At 57.3% G+C, this 12,158-nt stretch carries 5 protein-coding genes; 1 reads left to right on the top strand and 4 read right to left on the bottom strand.

Annotation, left to right across the window (positions count from 1 at the left end; all coding sequences use genetic code 11):
- Positions 1 to 48: 48 nt before the first annotated feature.
- Positions 49 to 363, top strand: a complete 315-nt coding sequence (locus ACMYSL_RS05740) for a hypothetical protein (protein ID WP_434661692.1) — start codon at positions 49 to 51, stop codon at positions 361 to 363.
- Positions 364 to 375: 12 nt separating this feature from the next.
- Here ACMYSL_RS05740 and recD read toward each other — a convergent pair whose 3' ends face one another.
- The 4 genes from recD to recC all read right to left on the bottom strand — a co-directional run bounded on the left by recD (position 376) and on the right by recC (position 12,147).
- Entirely contained in the window at positions 376 to 2,220 is a 1,845-nt protein-coding gene (gene recD / locus ACMYSL_RS05735) for an exodeoxyribonuclease V subunit alpha (RefSeq protein WP_434661690.1), read from the bottom strand.
- Positions 2,217 to 5,762: an exodeoxyribonuclease V subunit beta gene (gene recB / locus ACMYSL_RS05730; protein WP_434661689.1), complete on the bottom strand. Its 3,546-nt coding sequence runs from the start codon at positions 5,760 to 5,762 to the stop codon at positions 2,217 to 2,219. Before recB ends, recD begins: the two co-directional genes overlap by 4 nt.
- Positions 5,759 to 8,644: a pitrilysin gene (gene ptrA, locus ACMYSL_RS05725; RefSeq protein WP_434661687.1), complete on the bottom strand. Its 2,886-nt coding sequence runs from the start codon at positions 8,642 to 8,644 to the stop codon at positions 5,759 to 5,761. Before ptrA ends, recB begins: the two co-directional genes overlap by 4 nt.
- 128 nt (positions 8,645 to 8,772) lie before the next feature.
- On the bottom strand, positions 8,773 to 12,147 hold the full coding sequence (gene recC, locus ACMYSL_RS05720) for an exodeoxyribonuclease V subunit gamma (RefSeq protein ID WP_434661685.1): 3,375 nt from the start codon (positions 12,145 to 12,147) through the stop codon (positions 8,773 to 8,775).
- Positions 12,148 to 12,158: the final 11 nt, after the last annotated feature.

Raw genomic sequence — 12,158 nt, 5'->3', positions numbered from 1 at the left:
AGCTATGGTTTATCCTGTCTATGAATTCAAATTAAGGAATATAGATTAATGGTGAATAACTCAGAAAACGGGTTTGTGAAAAATATAAAAATAATCGTCACCGTTATTTCACTCTACCCCTGGCTGCTCATTCTGCTGATGATGATGGGGAGCGGAGGCTCGTCAGGAAGCGCTTACGGTGCCGGGCTGTTTATTTTCTTTATCTTTATGATCCTCTCCGTTATTAACCTGGTGATTTCCGCCATTGTCCTCGTGGTGGCCAACGTCTCGACCCCACCGCTTGCAAAGGGTTCGGCGAAGTATTTCTTCGCCATGAACTCCATATCGCTGCTGTGGATAATGCCTTTAGTCGCCCCTTATTAGCGCCCGGCAGACTCAGAGATGCCCCTGCCCCGCAAAGATCTCCGTCAGCCCGCTGCGGCGTTCGGTACGTGCGACAACCGCCTGAGTCAGCACTTGCTCATCGGCATAAATCGACAGTTGCTGTTTGGCGCGCGTAATGGCGGTGTAAACCAGTTCACGTGTCAACAGCGGCACGCTGCGGGAAGGCAGGATCAGCGCCGCGTGATCGAACTCCGACCCTTGCGATTTGTGCACCGTCATCGCCCAGGCGGTATCGTGCTCCGGCAAGCGGCTCGGTTGTACCGACTTGATGCTGCCATCGGGCATCGGGAACCAGACGCGCAGGCCGTCACCTCTTTCCAGCGCAATGCCAATATCGCCATTAAACAGCCCCAGCGCGCTATCGTTGCGGGAGATCATCACCGGACGCCCTTCATACCAGCGCGAATGGCGCGGCAGGGCAATTGCCCGCTTGCGGTTTAGCATCTGCTCCAGCTGTTCATTCACGCCGCTAACGCCGTAGGGACCATCGCGCAGCGCGCACAGCAACTGGAACTCACCGAATGCGGCAATCATCTCTTCGGGTTCGGCTCGTTCGCGCAGCAACTGCAGGAAACGACCGTAGCCCGCCTGCGCCTGGATGAGCATCGCCTCGTACTCTTCGGTGGTACTCAGCGGATACAGAGTGATGTCGTCGAATGGTTGGCGCAGCGTCGCGCGTACTGCGCTACGTTCGCCGCTGTTCACCGCATAAGCCAGATTTCCAATGCCGGAATGGCGACCAAAACGGTAGCTTTTTTGCAGCAGGCACAGGCTGTCGCGCAGCGCGCCCGCCGCTTCGCTCTCGCCCGCAGGCACCGGCTGACCCGTTAATCGCCCCAACTGGGCCGCGCGTTCGGGGGTATATCCCGCATTAACCCAGGCACAAATATCACCGAGTACCGCTCCGGCTTCTACCGAGGCCAGCTGATCGCGGTCGCCAAGGAAAATGACCCGCCCATGTTCAGGTAGAGCGTCAATCAGACGCGACATCATCGGCAGGTCGATCATTGAGGCTTCATCGACCACCAGCACGTCAAGATGCAACGGGTTTCCGGCGTGATAGCGCAGCCGCTGACTCCCCGGCTGAGCGCCGAGCAGGCGATGGAGAGTGCTGGCTTCGGTCGGCACCAGCGCCTTTTGCTCGTCCGTTAACGGCAGACGGCGCAGCGCAGCGCCAAGGGATTCGGTCAGGCGCGCCGCGGCTTTGCCGGTTGGTGCCGCCAGGCGGATGCGACAGCGCGGGCTGGCGTGCGTCTGAATCAGCGCCGCCAACAGTTTGGCGACGGTGGTGGTTTTTCCGGTACCGGGGCCGCCGGAGATCACCGAAATCCGTCGGGTCAGAGCAACCGCTGCGGCCACTTTTTGCCAGTCAATATCATCCCCTGGCGGAAACAACGCGTCCAGCGTTGAAGCCAACCGGGCTTCATCAACATCCAGTACCTGATTGGCTTCGTTGAAAAAGCGCGCGACGGTCAGTTCATTGCGCCACATACGGTTGAGGTAAAGCCGTTCGCCGCAGAGAATGATGGGCGTCGGCCGCTCGCCGTGGCTGACCGCCTCAGAGCCAAGCAGCAGCGTTGACCAGTCGTCCGGGGTACCTGTCAGCTCAAGGATTTGCTCGCGCAGGCCCGCCGCTTTTCCGCTCAACAGCTCATCATCTTCGAGACGAGAGATCGGCAAGCAGACGTGCCCTTCACCCGCATCGCGGCTCAGGATCGCGGCGGCCAGTTTCACCGCCGGATGCGCTTCTTGCGCCACCATCAGCGCAAACTGGACATCCAGCGGGCGCAGCAGGCGCTGCTCAGCGGCCTCCAGCAACAGTTCGTCTATAGTCATAGCGCCACCTCCTGCGTTTCCCCGGCAAACAGCGCATCAAGGCCGTCAATCAACGGCAGCGCCGGGCGGGTGGTAAAGATCCCCTGACCGCCGGCCTGTCCGTCCATACCGCGTAAAAAGAGATAAATCACGCCGCCAAAATGGTGTTCATAGTCGTAGTCCGCAATACGATGGCGTAAATAACGGTGCAGCGCCAGGCTGTAGAGCTGATATTGCAAATCATAACGATGCGTGCGCATTGCCTGCATCATGGCGTCCTGGGTATAGGCCTCGCGATCTTGCCCCAGCCAGTTCGATTTGTAATCCAGCAGGTAATAGCGGTCATTATGGCGAAATACCAGGTCGATAAAGCCTTTCAACATGCCGCGTACCTGACGGAAATCGAGGGTTGGGGTATCAACGGAGAGCGGATCGTACTGACGGATTAGCGCGTCCAGACGCAGCGGATCCAGAGGCTGTTCGATGGGTAGATAAAAGGCCATCTCTACCTGTTTATCGGTTTCGCTAAGCTGATTCAGGGCGATCTCCGCCCCCGGCAAGCGGGTGCGCAGCACGCCGTCGAGCCATTCGGTCAGCACTGGCGTCCATTTCTCCTCGAACCCGCTCAGCTGTAGTTTCTCTGCCATCCAGTCGGCGGGCACCGGCTGGGTGAAATCAATATCTTCAAACAGGCTATGCAGAAACGTCCCCGGAGATGCGCCGCGCGGGAACTGGTGCGGCGTGAGCTGCGGCTCTTCCATTACTTCGCCAACGCCTGCGGCATCGACATCCAGGCGCGGCAGAAGATCCTGCGCCGCGCTGTGACCGTGCTGCTGTAAACCGGAATAGCTGGTGACTCGCCAGTCGTCGACCACCGTGCGCCCAAGCATACGCGCGCAAAGCGGCGGCAGTTCCGTCTGCGGAGCCTGCCAGGGCGTCGGATCCGTAAGCACAGGACGTTGCAGAGCAATATCATCGCAGCAGAAAGTCTGTAAACGAGCCGTTAGCCCTGCGGCATCCATCGCCTCCCCGCCCTGGAGCAGGCGGCCCAACGCACTGTGGTGAAAATCGCTGGTACCAGGTTTATCGCTACGCCGGGTACTGAGCGGCGCAACGCCAAGGCTACAGTGCCAGACCGCACGGGTCAGCGCCACGTACAGCAGGCGCAAATCTTCAGCCAGACGCTCGGCCTCCGCCAGCTCCATACTGCCGTCATCCTGCCCGAGGTCGAGGACCGCCGCAAAGGAACTTCTGTCGTGATAAAACGCCTGATCTTGTTTACGAAAACGCGCGATAAACGGCAACCAGACCAGCGGATATTCCAGACCTTTTGATTTGTGAATGGTGACAATCTGCACCAGGTGCTTGTCGCTTTCCAGGCGCATCTGCTGGCTGGAGGCATTGCTATCCGGCTCGGCGATATGCTGCGCCAGCCAGCGTACCAGCGCATGTTCACTTTCAAGCTGGTTGGCCGCTTCCTGAAGTAGCTCGCTGATATGCAGAATATCGGTCAGGCGTCGTTCGCCACCGTTTGTAGCGAGCAGATTTTCGGCGATACGTCGCGCGGTCATCAGCGCGCGTAGCATCGGCATGACCCCACGCTGACGCCAGATTTGCCGGTAGCCGCTAAACTCCTCAACCAGTTCATCCCACGCCCGTTCATCCTGATTGAGGTTTTCGATATCCCGAGCGTTCAGGCCGAACATTGAGGTTGCCAGCGCGCTGCGCAGGGTATTCTCGCGTTCGGGCGCCAGCACCGCCTGCAGCAACCATAGCAACTCCTGCGCTTCCGGCGTTTCAAACACGCTATCGCGGTTGGAAAGGTAGACGGAAGGTATCGACAACAGCTGGAGGGCGTCGCGGATCAGCGAGGCCTCCTGGCGGTTACGCACCAGCACCGTGATATCCGAGGCCTGAACCGGAGAGGATTTTTCACCACGCCATAGCAGCGCTTTGCCCTGCTGACCCGCGCTGAGCCAGTCGCGAATTTGCCCGGCGCAAATCTGCGCCATAAATGTTTGATAATCCCCCGAGCCAACGGCCTCGCCCGGCATCAGCCAGACGTTCATTGCGGGGATCACGGCATCATCAACAGTAAAGCGCAGCCCCTGGTTTTTATCCGCCGATTTGACCGGCAGGAACGGGATTTCGCGAAACATAAAGGGGTTATCGCTGAGGCTAAACAGGCGATTGACGCTTTCAACCATTCCCGGCGCGGAGCGCCAGTTAGTATCCAGCGTATAGTGGGCGCTCACATCGCCACGCGCTCTCATGTAGGTAAAAATGTCCGCGCCGCGGAAGGCATAAATCGCCTGCTTCGGGTCGCCAATCAACAGCAGCGCGGTGTCTGTCTGCTGTCGCCAGATACGACGAAAAATACGATACTGCTGCGGGTCGGTATCCTGGAATTCATCGATCATCGCTACCGGAAAACGCTGACGAATCGCGCAGGCCAACGCTTCTCCGCTATCACTACGAAGAGCATCATCAAGGCGACTGAGCATATCGTCAAAGCCCAGCTCGCCGCGGCGACGTTTCTCCCGGGCCACTGCTTCACGGATTTCGACCAAAGCCCTGGCGATAACCAGATCGGTCAACGTTAACGGTGAAGCCAACAGCTTCTCTACCGCGCTAAACAGCGGGTGTACAGGCGATTCACCGCCCGCTTTGGTGCGTTCAAGCAAGAAAGCCTGAGAGAACTTTTCCAGCGCGTCCGGAAGCTGATAGCTCAGGGTCTCTTCCTGTGCCCAGGCATTCACTTTCTCCAGCCACTTTCCCTGATTTCCGCGGTTGAACTTGCGCCGGTCGAGGCCTGAATTTTCCAGCACCGCCTCAATTTCGCCTGCCTGTTCCAGCCACTGCTGCTTAAGCGCATTAATGCGCCCGATGATTTGCTGATGGCGTTCGGCCAGCGTTTCTTCGGCAGGTGGTGGAGATTTTAGCTGCGGCGCTTCGCCCTGCAGCCAGCGGTCGATTGATTTCAGCAGGTCACGGGGGCCTTTCCACGCTTCATGAATAACCGCGGCGATATCGCGCGGCAGCGGATAGCAGTGGCGACGCCAGAAGTCGGCGCAGGCCTGATAGCGCAGGCGGGATTCATCTTCAATAAGCTGCTGTTCAAACAGCATGCCGGATTCAAAAGCGTTGAGGCTCAACATCCGCTGACAGAAGCCGTGAATGGTAAATACCGCCGCTTCGTCCATTTGGCGTTCCGCCAGCAGCAGCGTTTGCGCGGCGAGGTTTTTGTCAGGTATTTCCGCCAGCAGTCCGGCGTAGAGAGGGTTATCGGTACTGTCACGAAGGCAGGCGATGCGCAACTCGTGGATGTTGCTACGAATACGCCCGCGCAGCTCTTCGGTCGCCGCTTCGGTAAAGGTCACCACCAGCAGTTCTTCAACGCTGACCTGCCGGGGAAAGGCGGATTCACCGCCCAGCCCCAGCAGCAGCCGCAAATAGAGCGCGGCAATGGTAAAGGTTTTTCCGGTGCCCGCAGAGGCTTCTATCAGGCGCTCGCCCGTCAGGGGCAAGCGCAGGGGGTCAAGAGACTCGGCGGTTTCGGTCATTCATTCTCTCGCATCAGGGGTAAGGATTTCTGCAATGCGCTGACGTTTTCCCAGACTTTGCCATCCTGCGGATGTGCATATTCCGTCTTGCCGTTCTGGCTCCCGGAAACCTGGGAAAGTATCGCCATGCCTTGCGGATCCACTACCGTCTGATGGAAGAAGTCAGCAAGTTTTTGCGGCGTCAGCAGTTTAATCTGAGCCACTACTTTATCACGTGAATCAAAACGCATATTACCGCGATCGAAATCTTTGCTCAGCTTTGATGCCTCATCGCCCAGGGTCTGCGGTGCCTGCTGCATCTGGCTGATAACCGCCTGCTGGATCTGCGCAAACTCTTCCGGCTTCATCGCCCGCAATTTGGCTTCCGCCGTCGGGAAGAAGGCCTGGAAACGCTGCCACAGGAATTCAGGCTGCTTGTCGTTACTTTGCAGCAGGAAGCCCATTCCCCACTGGCGGCCAACATTCATTGAGAAGGCAAAAACCGCATAGCCCAATTGTTCTTCCGTGCGCAGTTGGTTGTAAAACCACGGCTGCACGATTTGCCCGAGAAGAGAACTCGCAGCAGAGCTGGTGTATTCATCCACGTTCGGCGGCGCGAAGACTGCAGCCAGCGCGGAATCGGTGCTGTTGCCCGCTTTTTCAAAAATAGCCAGCTGTTTGCTGTTTACCAGCACGTCTTTATTACGGCACCATTCGTTGCCGTCTGCCCCCAGCTGTTTTTGAATCTGCCGCGCCATAGCGGTTGATTGATCGGCGGTGAGATTACCAATCACCAACAGCTCCGGACGCCCTTTGGCTTTGAGATTATCACGGTACTCCAGCACCTCTTTAAGCGTAATCGAGGGCAGCAGCGCCCGGCGATCTTCGCGCTGGAAATACGGCACCTGTGAAACCATCTGAACCGGCATGATCGCCTGATCGTAGGCTTTGCCTTTATCCGCCGAGTCCATCATCTGGGCGTACCAGGATTTAGCCTGCTCCAGTTGTTCTTCGGTCGGCGTATAGCTGAAGTAACCATCCAGCAGCGCGTTAAAGAGTTCCGGAAGATGCTGCGTGTAGCCGTTGGCGTTAACCATCAGCCCATTGTTAGCACCGGTGGAGAAGCTGATGCCGCCGACCGCCGCCTGGTTGCTAAGCTGGTCAAGCGCGATACCCGCCAGATAATCATTAAGGGCAAACATCACCTGACGACGGGCGCTGTCCATGCCTTGCGGGTTACGCAGGACCAGCGAAATATCCGCCTTCGGTTCACTGGCGAAGTACTGGCTCGGCGCGTAAATCACACGTAGCGTCGGCTCATCAACGATCAGCTGTGGATGCGGATAAGCCTTGTCGCTTTTGATTAAGGTGAAATCATCAGGAATATAGGGGTTCAGCACCGGTAGCTTGAGGTCGATGGTGCTGGATTTCTGCTGCCAGTCGGCAAAGGTCTGCGCGCTGATTTTATCCACCTGATAAGGCGCGTTAACGAAGTAGGCCGTCTTGTTATGCGGTTCCTTCGGACTGATATACCAGATGCGGGCGTTTTGCGGCGTCATCATCGCCAGACGGTCTTTAATCGCCTGTGGGTTGTAACGGTCGGCAATGTTGACGACGTCCAGAGTATGCTCAACCGGCACGCGGATCATGGTGTCAGCCAGCCATTCGACGTAATCCATATCGCGATTAATTGATGGGTAGCGGAAATCGAGCGCCAGCACATGGGCCAGTTCATCGAAATAGCGCTTATCAATTCCCTGGCTACGCAGCAGATTGAGGTAGCTGAAAATGGCAGCCGTGACTTCATCACGATGCGCCAGGCCTTTATCCGTCAGGGTTGCGGAAATAGCCAGCACCCCGCTGTTGCCGTTAACCACCGGGTCGGAATCGGCACGGATGCTTTCGACCAGTCCTTGCTTTTGCAGCCAGTCAGAAAGCGTGCCCGGGCTACGGTTGCCGATCATATAGGTCACCAGTTCGTCGGTTTTACTGCGGAACTGGTCGCTATTGTTATCGATGCGGAACTCAACGCGCAGCACTTTACGCGGCATCGCCGGGACATAGTGAATGATGATGCCCTTTTGCGCATCGGTCACCACCGGCACGGTAATTTCCGGCTTGCTAATATTATGGTTCGGCACGCGACCATAGGTAGCTGCGGCGATGCTCGCCAGCTCCGGCAGAGGTTTGTTGCTGTAGATCACCGCTTTCATCAGGTTGGCGGAATACCAGCTATCGCGGAAGGTATGCAGCGCATCGAGCACCGGCTTGCCGGGCTTGTCGCTCAGCGTTTCGAGGTTACCGCCGGAAAAATGCGAGCCCGGGTGTGCCGGGTTGATGGTTTCAGCGCTAACCTGCGCCATCCGCATCCCGTCACGGGTTCGCGCCATCGTTAGCTCGGCGTTAACTGCATTACGCTCGCGGTCGGCATATTTTTTATCCAGCAGCGGCGCGGCAATAGCGTCAGCCAGACGGTCAACAGCGCCGTCCAGCGCATCGTTTTCCACTTCAAGATAGAACGCGGTGCGATACGGCGCGGTACTGGCGTTGTGGCTGCCGCCGTGCATTTTGAGGAACTCGGCGAGGCTGTCAGGCTGAGGATATTTCTGCGAGCCCATCAGCGTCATATGTTCCAGGAAGTGAGCCAGTCCCTGATGCTCCACGGGATCCTGTAGCGAACCCACAGGGACGACCAGCGCCGACAGCGATTTCACCGCTTGCGGATCGGAAACCAGCAGAACCACCATGCCATTATCCAGGCGAATCGCCTGATATTGACGGGTATCTTTTTCGCTTTTACGAATGGTTTCCTGAATCGGTTGCCATCCGGTGTCTGCCTGACTTAACGGTGCCCAAAGGGCGGCCAGAACTACAATAACCTTGAACCATAAACTGCGGGGCATTCACGGACCTCATCATTAACAAACCTGGCGCTGCACGGTATGCAGCCTTAATAAAACATCAGTCCGTGATTCGTTGCGCATCATAAATGAACAGCCATATATTGCGCAATTTTTATACTATTAAAATTTTATTCGGACTGATGGAAACGAAATACCGGCAGCAAATAGCGCTGCGTTTGCGCGATAATCTCTTCATAGTATTCCGGCTCCAGGGTGCGCCACAGGCGCTGATACCAAACGTCGGTACCCTCACCGCTGACCACCATGTTTCCTTCATAGGCCTGAAGAAATTTACTGCGCGCTTTCTGCTGCGTCTCTTCATCCATTAACATGACATCCTTTTCGGCGTCGTAACAGACTTTTAGCCATGCACCTCCGCTTTCTGGCAGCAGCAGTAGCGGTTTAGACATCCCTTGCAGATAACCGTCGACCAGTTCATTCAGATATCCTTGAGCCTGCTCTTGCGCCAGCGGAGGAAAATGCCACTCCCCGTCTTTGCGCACAAACAGTCGACTTTCGCCGATACCGCCACTTGCACAATAGACAAGATGCTCCAGCCAAAGTTGCATTCCCTGCGCCACGCTCAGCAGCGATGGCCGCCAGCGCAGCAAACCGTCGGATTGTACCTGCTGCAACCACCCAGTAATGTTGACTCCGTTACATTGCAGATCGATTTCCAGACTCTGCCCCGGTTTGCGGCTGGCAATGACCCGCTCCGCCAGGTTTTGCATCTCCTGACGCTGAGTCTCCCAGGCCAGTTCGCCGAAAGCGCCATAGGGTAACTCTCCGGCGGCACGAAAACGGCGATACATCACCGAGGCGTCCTGCTGCTCAATCAGCGTATTCAGCAGTTGCTGGTTCAGCTGATAGCGGCTCAGCCCTTCAAGGGTGAAAGGTTCATCGTCGGGGATTTCGCTCTCTTCCGAGCGGAAATTAACCCGCAGCCGCTGCTGGAAGAAGGCGCGAACCGGATGCTGCCAGAAACGCAGCAACTGTTCGAAAGGGAGGTGGTCAATTTCCGGGGCGGGTAGCGGCTGGATAAAATCACCGTGCGCCTCCCCCTGCTGGCTGGCGGCTGCCAGCCATTCCCGGGCATAGCTTTGATCTTCGTTGTCTTGAAAGTTGGCGGCATCAAAAGGCATGCGCGTATGCAGATGAGTGATGTGCTCTTTGACACGACGCTCGCTGGCGTCGCAATCCAACGACTCATCGCCCGCCAGACAGTGGCTTTGACCGATATAGTCCGCCAGCTCCTGGACCAGAACGGAAGGATAGCGCTCGCTATTATCCTGAATAGAGCGACCAATATAGCTGATATACAGCTTCTGCTCGGCCGACATCAGCGCTTCGAGGAACAGATAACGGTCATCATCACGACGGCTACGGTCGCCACGCTGCGGTTTCTGGCTCATTAAGTCAAAGCCCAGCGGTGCCAGAGTACGCGGATAAACGCCGTCGTTCATTCCCAGCAGGCAGACTACTTTAAAAGGAATCGAGCGCATGGGCATCAGGGTACAGATGTTCACCGGCCCGGCAAGGAAGCGCTGGCTGATGCGCTGCTGATCGAGGCGCTGGGAGAGTTCATCGCGAAGCAGCGACAGCGGCACCGCTTCGCCGTACTGGGCCTCAACGCCGCCATCAATCACCGCCTGCCACTGTTGTTCAATGAGCGCCAGAGCCGCCTCTGTTTCGCTATCTGGCAGGAAAAAGTCGTTCAGCACGTCGCGGCATACCGGCAGCCACTCCGCCAGAGGCCGCTCCTGAGCCAGCCCGCGACGCCAGAGATTAAGCTGCATTAGCAAGGATGCCAGGTTACCCACCAGTTCGGCGATAAGCCCGCTCGACTCATCGTATGGCAGAACCGCGCGCCACTCCCCCTCGCTGCTGTCCATTGCGTAGCCCAGCAGCATCCGCGTCAGGCCAAAGCGCCAGGTGTGCTGGCCGGTTGCCGGGAGATCCAACTCACGAACGTTGTCGTCATCCATCCCCCAACGCACACCGGATTCGTTAACCCACTGGCGTAGGTAGCGTAGCCCCTCTTCGTCAATATTAAACCGCGCCGCCAGCACAGGAACGTCCAGCAGCGCCAGCACGTCTTCGCTGGCAAAGCGGCTATCGGGCAGCGAAAGGAGGGTAATAAATGCCTGTAGCGCAGGATGCGATTCACGGGCGCGACGGTCGGAAATCGCCCATGGTAGCCAGCGTTCGCCGCTGGCGCTGCCGAAGACGGCCTGGATATAGGGACTGTAGCTATCGATATCCGCGACCATGACGATAATATCGCGCGGCGTCAGTTCGGGATTCTCTTCGAGCATCGCCAGCAGCCTGTCGTGCAGCACCTCGACCTCGCGCTGCGGGCTGTGGCAGACATGAATCATCAGGCTGCGATCGTCCAGCGCTAAAGGGCGCTTGCTGCGGCTGTTGGCGAACTCCTCGGCGCTGCGCCCGGCCACCGCGGCATTGCGCAGATCGAGGATGTCAGCCTGAAGATTATGCAGCAGGTTGTCAGGTACGATATCAACAAAAGCATCCAACTCTTCATAGCGTTCCAGACCTGCCAGTAAGTAGATATAGTCACGCCCCAGCTTGCCCCAGGAGGCCAGCATTGGGTTACCGACATCCTGCTCCCCGGAATCATTAAATAATCCGGGTGCCTGTTCAGTATCACGGAACAGCGGCAGCTCTCGGGTCGTTTCACGATGATGGCGACGCTGGCGGGACATCAGTCTGGCCAAAAATGCTGGATCTTTGATGTCACCCCAGTAGTAGCGGCAAGGGTTGGTGAAGAGGACGTAAACATCAACATGCTTACCCAGCGCCTGTAGCGCCTGCAGGTACACCGGCGGCAGCGCCGAAATCCCACAAATAAATACCCGCGACGGCAGCCCGGCAGGAGGCTCTTCAGCGGATTCAAGCGCGCTGATAAAGCGTTGATACAAGTTGGCGCGATGCCACAGCGGCTGACCCAGTTCCGCAGTGTACTCCACCAGCGCTTTCCACAACGGCGCTTGCCAATCCTGTGCCTCGCCAAGGCCGTCCACGCGCCCGTCAGCCTCCCAGCGCATTAGCCATTCAGGGCGATAAACCAGATACTGGTCATAGAGATCCGCCACCCTTGTCGCCAGTTGAAACAGTTTGCGCTTGTCACTGTCGTCGCTCAGATAGTGGCGCAGCAGCGTGAAGGCTTCATCGTCAAGACGCTGAGGCAGCAAGGTCATCAGCTTCCAGCTCATGCTCTGTTTGCTGAACGCGCTTTCCCCGGGGATATCTTTCAGCACCCGTACGAACATGTCCCAGATAAAACTGGCTGGCAGAGGGAATTCAATATTGGCCGCGATCCCGAATCGCTTCGCCAGCGTCATCTGTAGCCATTGCGCCATCCCGGTACTCTGCACCAGCACCATTTCAGGAATGAAAGGGTCATCCAGCCGCTGGCGTTCGACGATAAATTCCATCAACGCTTCAAGCACATCCAGACGGTTTGAGTGGTACACCCTTAACATATTCGCTCCTG

The organism is Klebsiella sp. MISC125, assembly GCF_051131775.1.
GTDB lineage: Bacteria > Pseudomonadota > Gammaproteobacteria > Enterobacterales > Enterobacteriaceae > Klebsiella.
The sequence above is the reverse complement of the archived record's forward strand: the minus strand, read 5'-3'. Positions and strand labels throughout refer to the sequence as shown.

Coding starts and splice junctions, on each gene's coding strand:
- recB (WP_434661689.1), bottom strand. CDS start 5,762: ATGACCGAAACCGCCGAGTCTCTTGACCCCCTGCGCTTGCCCCTGACG.
- recD (WP_434661690.1), bottom strand. CDS start 2,220: ATGACTATAGACGAACTGTTGCTGGAGGCCGCTGAGCAGCGCCTGCTG.
- ACMYSL_RS05740 (WP_434661692.1), top strand. CDS start 49: ATGGTGAATAACTCAGAAAACGGGTTTGTGAAAAATATAAAAATAATC.
- ptrA (WP_434661687.1), bottom strand. CDS start 8,644: ATGCCCCGCAGTTTATGGTTCAAGGTTATTGTAGTTCTGGCCGCCCTT.
- recC (WP_434661685.1), bottom strand. CDS start 12,147: ATGTTAAGGGTGTACCACTCAAACCGTCTGGATGTGCTTGAAGCGTTG.